14 protein-coding genes and 1 pseudogene are annotated in these 16985 nt (G+C 69.2%); 14 read left to right on the plus strand and 1 reads right to left on the minus strand.

From position 1 onward, the window contains the following. From AC1D1S_RS11695 to AC1D1S_RS11750, 12 genes and pseudogenes are all read left to right on the plus strand, one after another. Positions 1-1041: ABC transporter ATP-binding protein (locus tag AC1D1S_RS11695; protein WP_476994502.1), on the plus strand; the 1041-nt coding region annotated here is incomplete at its 5' end. After that, positions 1038-2045: an oligopeptide/dipeptide ABC transporter ATP-binding protein gene (locus AC1D1S_RS11700; protein ID WP_243177821.1), complete on the plus strand. Its 1008-nt coding sequence runs from the start codon at positions 1038-1040 to the stop codon at positions 2043-2045. The genes AC1D1S_RS11695 and AC1D1S_RS11700, both read left to right, overlap by 4 nt. A gap of 13 nt (positions 2046-2058) precedes the next feature. Beyond that, positions 2059-2832 (plus strand): annotated as a pseudogene (locus AC1D1S_RS11705) (alpha-L-rhamnosidase N-terminal domain-containing protein); the annotation flags it as partial. Continuing rightward, positions 2815-4707, plus strand: a complete 1893-nt coding sequence (locus tag AC1D1S_RS11710; RefSeq protein WP_476994506.1) for a family 78 glycoside hydrolase catalytic domain — start codon at positions 2815-2817, stop codon at positions 4705-4707. The pseudogene AC1D1S_RS11705 and the gene AC1D1S_RS11710, both read left to right, overlap by 18 nt. After that, a complete protein-coding gene (locus AC1D1S_RS11715) occupies positions 4704-5693 on the plus strand; it encodes an alpha/beta hydrolase fold domain-containing protein (RefSeq protein ID WP_459384866.1) in 990 nt (329 codons plus the stop codon). Before AC1D1S_RS11710 ends, AC1D1S_RS11715 begins: the two co-directional genes overlap by 4 nt. Before the next feature lie 34 nt (positions 5694-5727). Continuing rightward, positions 5728-6087 (plus strand): VOC family protein, encoded by a 360-nt coding sequence (locus AC1D1S_RS11720; RefSeq protein WP_243177818.1) that lies wholly within the window; start codon positions 5728-5730, stop codon positions 6085-6087. A gap of 166 nt (positions 6088-6253) precedes the next feature. After that, positions 6254-8950 carry a family 78 glycoside hydrolase catalytic domain gene (locus AC1D1S_RS11725; protein WP_476994503.1) on the plus strand — a complete coding sequence of 899 codons (2697 nt, stop codon included), beginning with the start codon at positions 6254-6256 and terminating at the stop codon, positions 8948-8950. Continuing rightward, complete coding sequence (locus AC1D1S_RS11730; protein WP_476994504.1) at positions 8947-9960, plus strand: alpha/beta hydrolase fold domain-containing protein; 1014 nt, start codon at positions 8947-8949, stop codon at positions 9958-9960. The genes AC1D1S_RS11725 and AC1D1S_RS11730 overlap by 4 nt, the downstream gene beginning before the upstream one ends. A gap of 113 nt (positions 9961-10073) precedes the next feature. Next, on the plus strand, positions 10074-10934 hold the full coding sequence (locus AC1D1S_RS11735; RefSeq protein WP_243177815.1) for an alpha/beta hydrolase: 861 nt from the start codon (positions 10074-10076) through the stop codon (positions 10932-10934). Between the two features lie 124 nt (positions 10935-11058). Continuing rightward, a complete protein-coding gene (locus AC1D1S_RS11740; protein WP_028276770.1) occupies positions 11059-11904 on the plus strand; it encodes a fumarylacetoacetate hydrolase family protein in 846 nt (281 codons plus the stop codon). Continuing rightward, positions 11904-13652, plus strand: coding sequence for an FAD-dependent monooxygenase (locus tag AC1D1S_RS11745; RefSeq protein ID WP_243177814.1), 1749 nt, complete (start codon positions 11904-11906; stop codon positions 13650-13652). Before AC1D1S_RS11740 ends, AC1D1S_RS11745 begins: the two co-directional genes overlap by 1 nt. After that, positions 13630-14877 (plus strand): DUF3500 domain-containing protein, encoded by a 1248-nt coding sequence (locus AC1D1S_RS11750; RefSeq protein ID WP_243177813.1) that lies wholly within the window; start codon positions 13630-13632, stop codon positions 14875-14877. The genes AC1D1S_RS11745 and AC1D1S_RS11750 overlap by 23 nt, the downstream gene beginning before the upstream one ends. Before the next feature lie 116 nt (positions 14878-14993). Here AC1D1S_RS11750 and AC1D1S_RS11755 read toward each other — a convergent pair whose 3' ends face one another. After that, positions 14994-16061 (minus strand): quercetin 2,3-dioxygenase, encoded by a 1068-nt coding sequence (locus AC1D1S_RS11755; protein ID WP_243177812.1) that lies wholly within the window; start codon positions 16059-16061, stop codon positions 14994-14996. Between the two features lie 319 nt (positions 16062-16380). Between AC1D1S_RS11755 and AC1D1S_RS11760 the strand changes: the two genes are divergently transcribed. Beyond that, the gene (locus tag AC1D1S_RS11760; RefSeq protein WP_243177811.1) at positions 16381-16536 is read left to right on the plus strand and encodes a hypothetical protein; all 156 of its coding nucleotides are present in this window, start codon (positions 16381-16383) and stop codon (positions 16534-16536) included. A 263-nt stretch (positions 16537-16799) separates the two neighbouring features. Then, positions 16800-16985: YegP family protein (locus tag AC1D1S_RS11765; RefSeq protein WP_476994505.1), on the plus strand; the 186-nt coding region annotated here is incomplete at its 3' end.

A 16985-nucleotide genomic window follows, 5' to 3' on the forward strand; every position in this document is an offset into this window, starting at 1 on the left:
GGCCACCTGAGCGTCCGCGGACTCTCTGTAGGGGTCGACGGCGGGACTCCGCTGGTCACGGACGTCTCGTTCGACGTCGGGCCGGGAACCGTGTTGGGCCTGGTGGGGGAATCCGGCTGCGGCAAGACCATGACCGCGCTATCGCTGCTGGGCCTGCTGCCCGCCGGGGTCTCCGCCACCGGCGGCCAGATCCTGTGGAATGGCAAGAACCTGGCCGCCGCCACGGAGCGCGAGATGGAAGGCATCCGCGGCCGGGACATCGCCCTGATCTCGCAGGAACCCATGCGGGCCCTGGATCCCATGTTCACCGTGGGCTACCAGCTCACCGCGGCCATCCGCCGGCTGCGGAAGGTGGGCAAGGCCGAGGCACATGCCGAAGCCCTCAGCTTGCTCGAAAAGGTGGGCATTGTGGACGCCAAACGCATCCTCAAGACCTACCCGCACCAGATCAGCGGCGGCATGGCCCAGCGCGTCGCCATCGCCCTGGCACTGTCCGGCCGGCCCAGGCTGCTGGTGGCCGACGAACCCACCACAGCGCTGGACGTCACCGTGCAGGCCGAAATCCTCTCGCTGCTGCGCTCCCTGGTGAAGGACACCGGGATGTCCGTGGTGATGGTCACCCACGACCTCGGCGTCGTGGCGGACATCTGCGACAACGTCGCCGTGATGTACGCCGGCCAGGTGGTGGAAAGCGGCCGGACCGCCAATATTCTCGACAACCCCCGCCACCCTTACACCTTGGCGCTTCTGGCCGCCGACCCGCACGCCAACACCGCGGCGGACATGCCTGAACGGCTGGCCACCATCAGCGGCCAGGTTCCGCAGCCAAAGGACTGGCCCACGGGCTGCCGCTTCATGGCGCGCTGCCAGTTCGCCGGCTCCGCGTGCGCCGCCCCGGTGCCGCTGCTGCCTTCCGGCTCCGAAGACGGAGTGGTCCGCTGCGTCAAGGCGGACGAACTGGCGGTGGAGGGCCTGGAATGGCTTGCCACCGAAGTGCCCACTCGCCGAGTACTGAAAATCGTCGAAAAGGACCTGGCATGAGCATCGAGACGGCAGAACGGCAGGACACGGCGCCAGTTGCGCCGGAGCAGCCCATGCTGGAGGTCAAGGACCTGCTGGTCCGGTACGGCCGCGGCCGGAAAGCTGCAGCAGCCCCGGCAGCGGTGGACGGCGTCAGCTTCTCCATCCGTCCCGGCGAGACCGTAGGCCTGGTGGGGGAATCCGGCTCCGGAAAATCCACCATCGGCAAGGCGATCCTTGGCCTCCAGAAGAGCGCCGGCGGCACCATCAGCTACCAGGGCAAGGACATCACCTATGCCGGTGCTGCAGAGCGCCGCGCCCTCGGCGGTGAACTGCGGGCGGTCTTCCAGGACCCCAACTCCTCGCTGAACCCGCGCCAGAGCATCGGTGCTTCGCTGGCGGAGCCGCTGCGGATCCGCGGGGTTACGGCCGCAGTGGCGCGCGAAAAAGCCGAAGCCATGCTCGAACGCGTGGGGCTGCCCCGTGAGGCCGTGGACCGCTACCCCAGCCAGTTCTCCGGCGGCCAGCGCCAGCGGATCGCCGTCGCCCGTGCCCTGATCTGCGAACCGAAGCTCGTGGTGTGCGATGAGGCGGTCAGTGCCCTGGATCTCTCCACCCAGGCCCAGGTGCTCAACCTCCTGGCCGACCTCCGCGACGAGCTTGGCCTGAGCTACCTGTTCATCGCCCACGACATCTCGGTGGTCCAGTTCCTGGCGCAGCGCGTTGTCGTCCTCTACCGCGGCCAGGTGATGGAAAGCGGGCCGGCGGCAGCCGTCACGGAGTCGCCCAAGCATCCGTTCACCCAGGCCCTCGTGGCTGCTTCGCCCGTGCCGAGGCCCGCGGAACAGGCCGAGCGGAGGATGCTGCGCGAATCCCTTGGCGTCCGCACGGCCGCTGCAGTGGCGGGGTCGCCGGGAGGCTGTCCCTTCAGCCAGCGGTGCCCGCTCGCCACAGAACTCTGCACCGCCGAGCGTCCGGCCCTTCGGCGGGTGGGCGCCGCCGACGTCGCCTGCCACTACGCCTGACCCCACGCACCTTCGGACGGACCACCTCAGCGAATCCTTCGGGATCACCAATACGCTGTCTGGATTCAGCTGGACGCCGCCGCAGGGCACGGTCCGGCAGGTTGCCTACCACCTGGCAGCCAGCAATGGCTGGGACACCGGCCGGGTGGACGGCGGCACGCACGGCTTCGTGCCGTACGGCGGCCCCGCCCTCGGCTCCCGGGACCGCTTCGACTGGACGGTCCGGACCTGGAACGTGGCCTCTGACGGCACCGAAGTTCTGTCCGCCTGGTCCGAGCCGATGGCCGTGGAACTGGGCCTGCTGCACCCGGAGGATTGGACCGCGCAGTGGATCGGCCCCGACGAACCGGCGGTTCCGGAACCGGGGGAGCGTCCCGGACATGCTCTGTCAAAAACCTTCACGCTGGACGCAGCCCCCGCAAAGTCGCGCTGCTACGCCACAGCCCACGGCATCTACGAGCTCTTCATCAACGGCGTGCGGGTGGGGGACCAACAGCTCACACCGGGCTCGACGAGTTACCACAGCACGCTCCAGGTCCAGGCCTTTGATATCGCCCGCATGCTCCGGCCCGGTACCAACACCGTCCGGGCCGTCCTCACCGACGGCTGGTACCGCGGCACGTTCGGGTACACACGCGACGCCGACATGCACGGACCGCAGACGGCCTTCCTGGCTCAGCTGGAGCTGGAGTCCGGCGGACAACGGACAGTCGTCGGCACCGACGGCTCGTGGGACGTTTCCGCGACGGAGATCGTCAGCGCCGATCTCATGGCCGGCCAGCGAGTAGATTTCCGCCGCGGCCACGGGGCAACCGGGCACGCAGTCCTCCGCGACGGCAGCTTCACCACCCTCACCGGCCCCGTGGCGCCCCCCACGCGCATCGTGGAAGAACTCAGCCCGGTATCCATCACGCGACTGGCCAACGGCAACCAGATCGTGGACCTGGGCCAGAACATCAACGGCTGGATCCGCCTGAGCCGGCTTGGCGCCCCAGGGAAGACTGTCACGATGGTGTACGGCGAAGCCCTGGGCGCTGACGGCGACGTCACCCAGGAACACCTCCGTCCCCACGATTTCCGCAATCCGGGGCAGTTCCTCGGCGCCGGACAGGTGGATTCCGTGGTGGCATCTGGCGCCCCGGGCGAGGTCTTCGAGCCGCGCCACACCACCCATGGCTTCCAGTACGTCGCCGTGCAGGGCCTGGACGCAGACCTGGAACCGGCGGACATCGTGGGCTGCATGGTCCAGACCCAGCTGGAACGCCTGGGGACTTTCAACTGCAGCGACGACCGGCTCAACAGGCTGCACGACATTGTGGAGTGGAGCTTCCGCGGCAACGCTTGTGAAGTTCCCACCGACTGCCCGCAGCGGGAAAAGGCAGGCTGGACCGGCGACTGGCAGCTGTTTGTACCCACCGCCGCCTACCTCTTCGACGTGGCAGGTTTTACGGCGAAGTGGCTCAGGGACGTGAGGACCGATCAGTGGGACAACGGAGTGGTGGTCAACATCTCTCCCTCGCCGGGACCGGAGGTAACCAGTGCCGAATTCATGGCCTTTACGAATGGGTCCTCAGGGTGGGGGGATGCGGTGGTCATGGTGCCTTGGGAGATCCATCTCGCCACCGGTGACACCGGCATCCTGGAACAGAACTGGGAGGCGATGGAACGCTGGCTCGGCTTCATCCGCAGCGCCACGGAGGGCAACCGGCACCCGGCCAGGGCAGAGGCCCACGCCATGCCGGCCCCGCATGAGCAGTATCTCTGGGACACCGGCTTCCATTTCGGGGAATGGATGGAACCGGGTGGCCCGGCGCCGGACCTATTCGCCTCTCGGTCTGCCGACAACGGCATCGTGGCCACCGCCTACTACCGGCACTCCTCCGCCATCATGGCCAGGATTGCCGCCGTCCTGGGCAAGGGGGACAAAGCCCGGGAACTTGGGGAGCTCTCCGGTAACGTCCGCCGTGCGTGGCAGCGGGAATACCTGCGGGCCGACGGAACAGTCGACGGTGGCACGCAGGCCAACTGCGTGCGCGCGCTGGCCTTTGACCTGGTTCCGGACGGCGGCCGGCCGGCGGTGGTCAAGCAGTTGGTCACGCTCGTTCGCGACGCCGGCACGCACCTGGGCACCGGCTTCCTGGCCACCCCCTACCTGCTGCCTGTGCTCGCCGATAACGGACAGCCGGACCTCGCCTATGAACTGCTCATGCAGGACTCCGAACCCTCCTGGCTGGTGATGGTGGACCGCGGTGCCACCACCATGTGGGAAGCCTGGGACGGAAGAGGCGCGGACGGAACAACGCGCCAGTCGCTGAACCACTACAGCAAGGGCGCCGTGATCTCGTTCCTGCACCGCTACACGGCGGGCCTGCGCCAGGCACCCGGGAACGCGGCCTACAAACGGATCATCATCGAGCCCCGCCCCGGCGCCGGGATCACCTCCGCGGCCACGTCGCACCGGGGCCCGCAGGGCCCCATCGAGGTCAGCTGGGCAATTGACGACGGCGAGATCACCCTCATTGCGACCGTCCCGCCCGGCACCACAGCGGAAGTCCGCCTCACCGGCCGGCCGAACGCCGTCGTCGGGCCCGGAACCCATACCTTCACCGCCCCTGCCGGCGGCAATGACCACCAGCCCCAACTTGCAAGGAGTGCATCATGACCCCGGACGCAGCCACAGCCACGGAAACCACCCCCGTCGAAACAGGTCAGGCGGCACCGGCCGGGCTGCCGGCCCCGGCCTTCCCGGCGTTCCTGCCCCCGGGCGCGGCCGAAGTCGTGTCGGAAAACTCTGCCGTCCACCGCGAAGTCAGCTACGCGATCGCTATCGGCTTCCGCCGGCTCGCCATGGATATCTGGCTGCCCCGCAACGCTGCCGGGACGCCGGTGCCGCTGGTTGTCTGGATCCACGGCGGCGCGTTCCAGCTGGGAGACCGCCGCGAGCTGCCGCCTACCTTCGCCCCGGACTCAGTGTTCCGCCTGCTGAACGAAGCCGGCATCGCGTGCGCCACCGTGGACTACCGCCATGCCCTGGAGGCGCCGTTCCCGGCGCAGCTGCACGACCTCAAGGCCGCCGTCCGGTACCTCCGCGAACACGCAGACATGTTGGGGATCGACGCCGGACGGATCGGCGCGTGGGGCGAGTCGGCCGGCGGGCATCTTGCCGCCTTGCTGGGACTGACTGGCGCCAGGAAGGACCTCGAGGGTGGCCTCGGAGTCCAAGGGCACTCCAGCGCCGTGAGCGCCGTCATCGACTTCTACGGGGTGTCCTCGCTGCCGGACATGCCGGCCATGAACATTCCCCCGGGCATGATGACCGGGCCGTTGAGCGCGGCGGTGCCGGACGGCATGACCCTCGAGCCCGGCCCCATGCTGGTGGGCGGCACCGCCGACGCCGCCCTGCTGGCCGCAGCGAGTCCGCTGGGCTACGTCACCGCGGACGCGCCGCCGTTCCTGCTGGTCCACGGCGACAGCGACGGCCTGGTTCCGCTCTCCCAAAGCCAACTGCTCGCCGCCGCGCTCGATGACGCGAACGTCCGCAACGAACTCATCACCATCCGGGGCGGTGACCACTGCTTTTTCGGCGCCGAAGGCCAGCTGGACCGGATCCTCGGCTCAGCGGTGGCATATTTCGCCCACGAGCTTTAGCGACAAGCTCAATTTCCGGCGGTAGCATTCCGCTATGCCTATCGCACGCTTCCCAGGTCTCGTCATTGATTGCCCCGACGCCGCGGTCCTCGCGGGTTTTTACGGCGCCCTGCTGGGCTGGCAGGTGAAGGTCGACGGTGACTGGGCCGAAATCCGCCCTGACGACGGCAGCAACTGCATTTCGTTCCAGCAGGTGGACGGCTACCGTGCCCCGGAATGGCCTGGCCAGGAAGTGCCACAGCAAATGCACCTGGACCTGATGGTGCAGGACCTGGATGAAGGCGAAAAGGTCGCCGTCGAGCTGGGGGCCACCAAGGCCGACTCGCAGCCGGGCACCAGCTTCCGGGTATTCCTCGACCCGGCCAGCCACCCCTTCTGCCTCTGCGTGGACTAAACAACTCGCCACGCCCGGTTGGCGTCGGCAGCCGCCGGGTAGGCCCAACAAGGCACYCCATGCACAGGGTTTCCAGTCAATGAAACTTCGCTAGCGGGCGCATTGCCGTTCCCGGGACGCTGGGGAAAGCCCTAGAGCTTCCTCCAACTGATGAATCGAGCCGACGTTGACTCCCAACACCCTTCGTTTCCCGTCCCAGGACCACGCCCGCGCGGGGACCGCCGTTCCCTCCGCCGTCCGATTCGAACACCACGAGGAGCCCTTCGGCATCGGCGAAGACCGCCCCAGGCTCTCCTGGCAGGTCACCACCGACCGGACCGGGTGGGTCCAGGCCGCCTACGAACTCCAGCTCGGCCCCGATGAGGCCGGCCTGACAAGCTACGGCCGCACCGAGACCAGGGAGCAGCTCCTGCAGCCCTGGCCCGCACCGCCGCTGGAGAGCCGCCAGCGCGTCGCCGTCCGCGTCCGTGTCTGGGGCAACGGCGGCGGCGCGCCCTCCGAATGGAGCCCCGTTGCCTACGTAGAGGCGGGATTACTGAACGCGTCCGATTGGCAGGCAGCCATGATCCGCCCGGCCTGGGACGARGCCAGCGAMGCCAAYGAGCCGGCAGCGCGCCTGAGCMGGACKTTCGARSTGGMMGGSSMYGTGSSGTCCGCCCGGCTCTACGCCAGCGCSCRYGGCGTCTACGTGGCGCACATCAACGGCCGSCGCGTGGGYCGGGACATCCTGRCCCCGGGCTGGACCAGCTACCAYCACCGSCTGCGCTACCAGAGCTACGACGTCACTGAGTATCTCCGGCCAGGCACGAACGTGATCGGCCTTGAGTTCGCGGACGGCTGGTGGCGCGGCAATCTGGGCTTCCAGGAGAAGCGCAACACGTACGGCAACCGCACCGCCGTGATCGCCCAGCTGGAAATGACCGACGGCGGCGGGGCAGTGAGCGTGATTGGCTCGGATGCGTCGTGGCTGGCGGGGCGGGGGCCGGTGCTGTCGGCAGACCTGTACGACGGCGAAACGTTCGATGCGCGGCTCCGGAGCCGTGGCTGGGCTGAGACCGGAGCGGAGACCGGCGCGGGCCCCGACTTGCTGCAGCCCGCCGTCGTAGTTGACGGCTTCGATCCTGCAGTCCTGGTCGCACCCGACGGTCCGCCCGTCCGGGCCACCGACGAGTTGCCGGTCAAAGCCGTGCTGGGAACGCCGTCCGGAAAGACCATTCTGGACTTTGGCCAGAACCTGGTGGGCCGGGTGCGTTTCAATGTGAGCGGTGCGGCCGGCACCGAGGTGGTGCTGCGGCACGCCGAGGTTCTGGAGCACGGCGAACTCGGCGTCAGGCCGCTGCGCGTCGCCAAGCAGACCGACCGCTACATCGTGCGAGGCGATTCGGGCGGCGAGAGCTGGGAGCCGGAGTTCACCATCCACGGGTTCCGCTACGTGGAGGTGAGCGGCTGGCCAGGTGTTGTGGATCCGGACGCGTTCACCGCCGTCGTGATCCACTCGGACCTGCGGCGAACGGGCACGTTCGAATGCTCCGATCCGATGCTGAACCAGCTCCACTCGAACGTGGTGTGGGGGATGCGGGGGAACTTTGTCGACGTGCCCACGGACTGCCCGCAGCGCAACGAGCGCCTCGGCTGGACCGGCGACTTCCAGATCTTCGCCGCCACCGCGTCCTTCCTGTACCGGATCCCCGGCTTCACCACGTCCTGGCTCAAGGACCTCGCCGCAGAGCAGGGGACTGACGGGCCGCCGCCGCTGGTGGTCCCGGAAGTGGTGGCCGAAAAGCCGCCATTCCCGGACCGCCCGGTGATGGCCGCGTGGGGTGATGCAGCCGTGCTTGTTCCCTGGGTGCTGTACCAGCGGACGGGGGACCTCGAGTACCTCCGCCGGCAGCTGCCGGGAATGATCGCCTGGCTGGAAGCCGCGGCCCAGGCCGCCGGCCCGGAGCTGCGCTTTGAGCACGGCTTCCAGTTCGGCGACTGGCTGGACCCGGCCGCACCGCCGGACTCGCCCGGCGACGCCCGCACCCCCTGGCAGCTCGTGGCACAGGCCTACCTGGCTTACTCGGGGTCGGTGGCGGGCGAGGCTGCCGGACTGCTGGGCCACGACACGGAATCGGAACGGTTGCGCGAGCTGTCCGCCCGGTCCCGGGCGGTGTTCCGGGAACGCTACCTTAATGACGAAGGCCGGCTCCGGCCGTCCACGCAGACGGCCTACGCGGTGGCACTGCGCTTCGGACTCCTCGAACCGGCCGAACACCCTGCCGCGGCCGCCCGGTTGGCCGACATCGTGGAAGCCGACGGCTACCGCATCGCCACCGGGTTCGTGGGAACTCCGCTGGTCTGCGACGCGCTCAGCGATGAAGGCCACACGACGGCGGCATACCGCCTGCTCCTCCAGACCGAGTGCCCGTCATGGCTGTACCCCGTGACAATGGGCGCCACCACTATTTGGGAACGCTGGGACTCCATGCTCCCGGACGGCAGCATCAATGAGGGCGAAATGACTTCTTTCAACCATTACGCCCTGGGTGCCGTGGCCGATTGGATGCACCGCACTGTGGCCGGCTTGGCACCAGCTGAACCCGGGTATCGGAAACTCGCCATCCGGCCTAGGCCCGGCGGGGGGCTGGCGTGGGCCGCTGCCCGGCACGAGACCCCTTACGGCGAGGCTGTGGTCCGGTGGGAGCTGGACGGCGACGTGTTCTTGCTGTCCGTGTCGGTCCCGGCCGGCTGTACCGCCGCGGTGTACCTGCCCGACGGCGGGACCACCGGCGTCGAGGTCGGTTCCGGGACGCATTCGTTCAGCTGTGCAGTTCCTGAAGCCGCAACCGAGGGCGCCCGCGAGCCGGTGTTTCAGCCATGAGCCTGGATGTGGAGCTGGCCGGCCTCATGCACCACGTGGCTGAAGCCGGCTCCTTCGCCGATCTCCTCGCCGATCCTGCCGGGATGCAGCGGCTGGCGGCGTTCAGCGGCGCGGATCTGCCCTACACGGCCCCTGCCGTACCGATCCGCTCGGTGGAGGCGCCGGGGCCCAACGGACCCGTGCCCATCCGGATCTACGGCCCCGGCATCCTTCGGCTGGACGGTGACCGGGGTTCCGCGGCGGGGAATGCGTCCGGGGCCGCCCTGCCCGGCCTGGTGTGGCTGCATGGCGGCGGGTTCGCCGGAGGGACGCTGGACATGCGGGAGGCCGACCAGGTCGCCCGGGAACTAGCTGACCGGACCGGCGGCCTGGTGTTCTCCGTCGACTACCGGCTGGCCGGCGACGGCGTCCACTTCCCGGTCCCGCACGAAGACACGCTCGCGGCGTGGATCTGGGCGGCAGCCCACGCCGAGGGCCTTGGCGTGGCCCCGGGAAACCTGTGCCTTGGCGGGGCCAGCGCCGGCGGGAACCTCGCCGTCGGCGCCGCCATGTATCTCAAGGACGCCGGACTCGCACTGCCCGCCAAGCTGCTGCTGGCGTACCCGTTCCTGCACGCCGCGCTTCCCCCTCTGAAGCCGGCCGCGGTGTCCGACGGCAGGGTGCTTTCCAGCCTGCCGCGGATCCTGCGCTTCACCGAGGACGACTGCCAGGCAATGGTGGAGAACTACATCGGCGGCCCCGCCGGGATGGCGTCCTCGTATGCCCTGCCCGGCCGTGCCGATCCTTCGGGGCTCCCCCCGGTGGCGGTCATCGCCTGCGAATACGATGACCTGCGTCCGTCGGCTGAGCTCTTCCGGGAATCGCTCCGCGCGGCCGGCGTCCAGGTGTCCTTCCGGCTGGAAGCGGGGGCGACGCACGGGTACCTCAACCACTCGGCGGCGCTGGGGATCGTGCAGCAGGGGCTGGCATTCCTTGCGGCGGAACTGGCCTCGGCAAAGCCCTTTCAATGATTGAAATCCGCGGTTTGCGCCGGTCCGGTGATCCGACAGTCTTAGGGGAGACGCCGGGCATCACGGAACCCGTGCACAAGCCAAGCGGCGCAGGAAAACGGATGGAGTCGACGATGACGGAAGGTCGCGTGCTGAGCGGCATCGAATTCGCCCGCGCGGGTGACGACGGTTCCCGCCCGCTGTTGCTGGACCTCTACCTTCCCGGTCCTGAGGGCGGGGCGGCTCCCCGGCCGGCGGTGGTCCATTTCCACGGGGGCGGCTGGCGCATGGGGGAGCGGTCTTCCCTGGGCCCGGTCCTGGACGGATTCGGCAACAGCGCCTTCCAAACGTTCACTGACACAGGATTCGTGGTGGCATCGGCGGACTACCGGCTTAGCCAAGAGGCGCATTTCCCGGCCCAGCTGCACGACGCGAAAGCCGCCGTCCGCTGGCTGCGGAACCATGCCGCCGACTACAACGTGGACCCGGAGCGGATCTACGCGTGGGGCGACTCCGCGGGCGGCCATCTCGCCAGCCTGGTGGGTCTCACCACCAATGCCGACGGCGTCAATGCCGGCGATGCCGTCGCCGCGGTGGCAGCCTGGTACCCGCCCACGGACCTGGGCAGGATGGCCGAACAGAGCCTGCCGGGCGCCGTTGCCAGGGCCAACGATCCCGGATCCAGGGAGGAACTCCTTGTCGGTGCTGTACTGGCCGACGAGCCGGCGAAGGCGTCTGCGGCGAGCCCCATCAGCTACGCCAGCCGTTCGGCACCGCCGTTCTTCCTGGCCCACGGAACCGCCGACCGCTTCGTTCCGCCCGCCCAGTCGACGTCCCTAGCGGCGGCGCTGGAAGCCGCCGGAACCGACGTCGAACTGCTCCTGATCGAGGACGCGGACCACATGTGGGTACTGCCCGATCACAGCCCGGCCGCCGCGGAGAAGGCCATGGACGCCACCGTCGACTTCTTCCTCCGCCAGGCCCAAGTCCCCTGACAGAGCCCTCCCCGCGAAGCCAGTGCGGGCCCCGGTCTGACCCGGGCAGCTTTGCCCTGCCAATTTTCCACGATCACCAGTTCCCTCACCCGCCCGTCCGGGCGGAACCTGAAAGGCCCTCCACATGCAGTACATCGGCATCACCCACGACGGCGCGGCCTGGGTTGCGGCCCTGGCCGACAGCCGGGTCTACCCGCTGGCTCCGGTCCAGGATTTCTGGGCGGATGCCGCCGGCTGGCAGGAAAAGTCCCTGTCCCTGACGGCCGGCGGCGCGTCGCTGACCCGGGCGGACGTCACCGAAGTCCCACTGGTCCCGCCCACCGCCCGCGTGATCTGCGTGGGATTGAACTACCGCGCCCACGCCGCCGAGGGTTCCTTCTCCGTGCCCGAGTACCCCACGCTGTTCGGCCGGTGGACCGCGTCCCTGTCGGTCGGCAACGTCCCCGCGCCGGTGCCCGCCGGCGAGGCCGGACTGGACTGGGAAGGCGAAGTCGCCGCCTACGTGGGCCGGCGGGTCGAATCCGCGGACGAAGCCACCGCCGCGGAAGCCGTCTTCGGCTACTCCACCTTCAACGACCTCACCGCGCGGCGGGCCCAAAAGCTCACCGCCCAGTGGACCCTGGGCAAGAACGGCGACTTCAGCGGCCCCCTCGGCCCGCTGGTCAGCCGCGACGAGGCCGGGGACCTTCGCGAGGGATTGCAGGTCCGGACCCGGGTCAACGGCACCGAGGTCCAGAACGGCAACACCCGGGACATGATCTTCTCCGTCCCGGCCATCATCGCCCTGATCAGCCAGACGATGACCCTGCATCCCGGTGACGTCATCGCCACGGGAACCCCGGAAGGGGTCGGCTACGTCCGGACCCCGCCGTGGCTSCTGCAGCCCGGCGACACGGTCGAAGTGGAAATCGACACCCTGGGAACGCTCACCACGCCCGTCGGCGGGCCGTCACTGCGGGCCCGGGCCTGATGACCGCCGTCAACAACGCGGCCCTCGGCGACCTCCCGGACCGGGTGCCGGTGCTGATCGCCGGCGGAGGACCCAGCGGGCTCTTCCTGGCCCTGGACCTCGCGCACCGCGGCATCCGCAGCCTCGTCATCGAGCCGAGGACCACCATTGACCAGGACCGGCCGCGCGCCAAGACCACGAACGCCCGCACCATGACGCACCTGCGCCGCCTCGGGCTTGCCGACAAACTCCGCGACGCCGCGCCGCTGCCGGTCGCCTACGCCCAGGACGTCATCTTCTGCTCCGCCCTCACCGGCCACGAAGTCACCCGGTTCCGCCAGGCCTTCCAGCTCGTCCCGGGCCGGTATGGCCCCCAGCCGGAATGCGGGCAGCAGGTCCCGCAGCCCGTCATGGAGGCCGTGCTCCGGGAGGCCGCCGCCGAATCCCCGCTCATCACGCTGCTGACCGGCCTGAGCGTGGAAGACCTGGACATCAACCAGGGCGGCGGCACGCCGGGCCCAGGCCGGCCGCGCTTCGGCTCGCGCGTGGCGGTGTCCGACGCAACCGGGCGGCGCAAGGCCGTGGACTGCAACTTCGTAGCCGCGGCCGACGGCGGGTCCTCCACTGTGCGCCGCCGGCTGAACATCCGCCTCGCCGGGGGCTCCGCCGAGCTCTCCAACATCAGTGTCCTGTTCCGTTCCGACACCCTCGCCGCCGCGATCACCCTGGACCCGGCCGTCCAGTACTGGGTCCTGGGACCCGAGGTTTCGGGCATGGTGGGGCCGCTGGACCTCGGCAGCACCTGGTGGGCCATCATCCAGGGCGTGGACGGCAGCGGATCACCCGACGCCGGACACCTGGTCCGTTCGCTCGTCGGGGCCGACGTCGACGTCGAGGTCATCGCCACCGACCCCTGGACGGCGCGCATGCTGCTCGCCCCGGGATACGGGCACGACGGCGTGTTCCTGATCGGGGACGCGGCGCACCTGAATCCGCCCTGGGGCGGGCACGGGTTCAACACGTGCATCGGCGACGCCGCCAACCTGGCCTGGAAGATCGCCGCCGCCTTGGAGGGCTGGGCCGGCCCGGCCCTGCCCGGCAGCTATGAGCTGGAGCGCCGGCCCGTCGCGGCCCGGACCATCCGCGACGCCGCCGCCAACGGCAAGTCGCTGGCCTACCACTTCGCGGACCCGGCCCTGGGCCGGGCTGATGCGGACGGCGAGGCAGCCCGGCGGGTCGCCAAGGATGCGCTGGCCGTCAAACAAAGCGAGTTCGACTCGCTGGGACTGGTGCTGGGCTACACGTACGGCTCCTCGCCTCTGGTGGTCCCGGACGGCCTGTCCGTCCCCGCCGAGGACCCCGTCAGCTACGTCCCCTCCGCCAGCCCGGGATCGCTGCTGCCACACGCCTGGCTCGACGCGACAACGTCGCTCTACGACCTGCTGGGCAGCGGCTTCACCCTCCTGGTGGACCGCGACAGCCTGGGCGGCGCGGCCGCCGGGCAGGCCTACGCGGCGGTCCTGGCCGCCGCCGCGATCCACAAAATCCCGCTGTCCGTCGTCGACGTCGGACCCGACCAGGACGGAACCCCGATGACCACGCACTGGCAGGCCGCCGCGGTGCTGGTCCGCCCGGACCAGCACGTCGCCTGGCGGGGGACCGACCCCGTGGGGGCCGCCGCGGCCATTGGCGTGGCCGCCGGCTGGCCGCTGGCAACACCATCCGAAGACCCCGACAGGAGAACACGTGTCCGTGCCGTCCTTCCGTGACTATCTCTACCCGCCCGACCACCCGCGGGTGGCGCAGATCCGTGGCCTGGATGCCCGCGGCTATGCCGAGGCGGCAAAGACCGATCCCTTCGCGGGTCCCATGATCCAAGGCTGGGCCGCCCAATACCCCGAGCCTTTCACCGGGGTGACCAGCGACGGGGTCCGCCGGGACGGGCTGTACCCCCTCGAGACGGCGCCGGCGGGGGAGGAGGCGCCGGCGGCCGCCATGACGGCCGCCGCCCGGGACCTGCTGGCACGACTCACGCCGGCCCAGGCCGAACAGCTCCGCTACGGGGTGGACGCGCACGAATGGCAGAGCTGGGCCAACCCGGAATTCCTGCAACATGACACGGGCCTGCGCCTGGACGAGCTGGACCCGGACGTGCGCGAACAGATCCTGGCCGTCGTGGCGGCGAGCCTGAGTCCGGCCGGCTACGGGCTGGTCCGTAACCTGATGCGGATCAATGGATTCCTGGGCGACCTGGTGGAGCTGCCGGAGCTGATGAACGAGTTAAGCTACAACTTCGCCCTCTACGGTGACCCGTCGGAGACGTCCCCGTGGGGCTGGCAACTCTTCGGCCACCACGTGGCGCTCAACGCCCTGGTGGCCGGGACCCAGCTGGTGGTCTCGCCGGTGTTCCTCGGCGCCGAACCGGACGTCATCGACGCCGGCCCGCACCAGGGCGTGGCCGTTTTCAAGGAGCGGATCGCCTTGGCGCGGCGCCTCATGCAAGCCCTGCCCGGGCCGCTGCGGGACGAGGCCACGCTTTTCGAGGACATGCAGGACCCGGCCATGCCGGAGGGCAGGCTGCACCCCGGGGACGAACGTCACCTGGCCGGCTGCTTCCAGGACAACCGCGTGATTCCCTACGAGGGAATCCCGGTCAGCGCGATGCCCGCCGCGGCACGCGCGATCCTGGACCAGCTCGTGGCAGACTTCATCGCGTTCCTCCCCGACGGGCCGCGGACCGTCCGCCTGCGGGAAATCGCGGCCCACTGGGACGAAACCTGGTTCTGCTGGATCGGCGGATGGGAGGCGCAGGACGCCTTCTACTTCCGCCTGCAGAGCCCCGTGCTGGTCATGGAACTGGACCACCACACAGGCGTCTTCCTCAGCAATGACACCCCGGCCCCGTTCCACATGCACACGGTGYTGCGCACCCCGAACGGCAACGACTACGGGCGCGAGCTGGTGCGCCAGGCTCTGAACGGACACGCGTCATGAACCGCTGACAAGCCGTCCACCGACGCGAATGGCCCGGAACCCTCCGCGGGGGTTCCGGGCCATTCGTGTGGGACCTGCAGCCGGACCGGAAAACCGGGCCAGATGCCCAGGTCCGCCTAGATGTCCAGCGCAGCCCTGCGCTGCGGCGGGGGACCCACCACGGTCAGGTCCATCTCGGCCTGGGCCCGGCCGAAGCCCTCCATGTCCATGTAGGGCTCGCCGCCCTCGGTGTACATGTAATCCTCCGTGGGCTTGTTGAAGTACTCGAAGAAGCCGTTGAAGACCGACGGCGTCAGGAACCCGACCATCTGGGTGTTGTGGGAATCGAAGGCGAAGGAGTGGATGGTCCCGGCCGGGGCGTGGAGGAAGTCGCCCTTGGTGAGCAGCACTTCGCGGCCGTTGGCGTAGATCCACATCCGGCCCTCGGTGCAGAGGAAGTTTTCCGTGTGCTGCTCGTGGAAGTGCAGCGGAATGTAGGGGGACTTGGCGCCCTTGGTGTGGACGGCGAAGTAGTTCGCTCCCGTGTTCGCSGGCCGGGACAGGTASGTGAACATGGTCTGGTAGCTGACCATCCGCTCGCCYTCGCCCGCACTGAGGAAGTACGGGCTCTGAGCCGCCGGCAGCCCGGCGTCCTGCCGGAAAGACGGTGCCACCCGTTCGACGTCGGGGAACGTGATGCCGAATTCGGCGCCCACCGCCGCGCACTCCTGCAGGCTGGGCTTCCGGCCCGGGGTGACAGGTGGGACGTGCGAATCGATGGGTGTGCCGACGCGTTCGTAGTAGGCCTCGGCGCCGCCCGGTGTCATCCAGTTCAGGAACCGGGTGTAGTGGCTAGCCATCCGGTACGCGTGCGGGGTTCCCGGCGGGATCACCACGGAATCCCCGGGAGTCAGGATGCGGCTTTCGCCCGGCAGCCAGACGTGCAGGATGCCGTCGAAGACGTACAGCGTTTTGTGTTCCACCGCGTGGCTCACAAACGGTGATTCGGCCCCCATGCCGCCGGAGATGTAGGCGGCGCTGAAAATGCCGCCAGTGTCTGCCGCCCGGGCGACCACCGTGACCAGCTGGCCGGCGATCTCATAGCGGGCGCCTTCGCCCGACGCCATGTAGTACGGGACGGCGTCGCCCGGCAGCACATTCGCCAACGGGAGCTCTTTGTTCATTTCCTCAACGCTGAGGGACATCGCATCCTTCTTTCCTGTCTGTGGAGCGCGGGCTGCCCCCAAGACTGCCCCTGATTCTCCGCCGCGGCGACCTCCATTTCCAATGGATGAAACACTTCTGTCCGTCGCTCCGGGCTGTTGGGCGCCGGGAAGCCGTTGGCGGCGGCCGGCGGGCGGTCAGGGGTAGGCGCCCGCGGCCATTCGCCGATACGGTCCAAAGTCCCTGTTTTGGTGTCAGTACTCCCGGCTAGTCTTGCGTGAGGCGCATGGCGGTCCGTAATGCGAGCCGGTGCGCCTCCAGCCAAGAACAATGGGGGGTACGTTGTCCAACGATTCAGTCATGACCTGGCTTCCCGGCGACGCAGGCCGCACCGCGGCAGCCGAGCCTTCAGAGCGGAGCGAGGCCGTCGGCCCCTCCTGGGACCGCGTCATCCCGCAAGGATCTCCCGGCGTCAGCCGCGGTGACTACTGCCGCGACCATTGGCCGCCCCTGTAGGGGTACCGCTGAGGCGGCAGTGTTCCTGCCCGCGGAGGACCCAGACGGCGGTTGCCCGCGCACGGCTGTTGGCTTCTATTTACCTGGGATTTACGTGACTTGCCTTGTGGGCGTTCCACGGCCGCAGCGAGACTTTAATGACGGGCTGACATCATCCGTTCAGCCTCAGGGACAAACCAATCCAGCGGGCAGCAGCGACGCTTTCCCCTTCACCCCGTGGCAATGATGCCCGGACGGGGAGCCCGCGAACCGGGAGGATCGTCATGGCCGGCACATTTGAACTCTTCGTTGACGCTGATGCCTGCTTCAGGTTTCGGCTCAGGGCACCGGACGGGGCAGTACTGGCCGTGTCAAAGGGCTTCGCGGACAAGCCGGCAGCGGTTGCCGGCATCACCGCGGTGCGCGAGTATGCCGGCATGGGGCTGATCAGTGATCTGTGCCCGGAGCCG

The organism is Arthrobacter sp. P1_A5 (assembly GCF_056406825.1).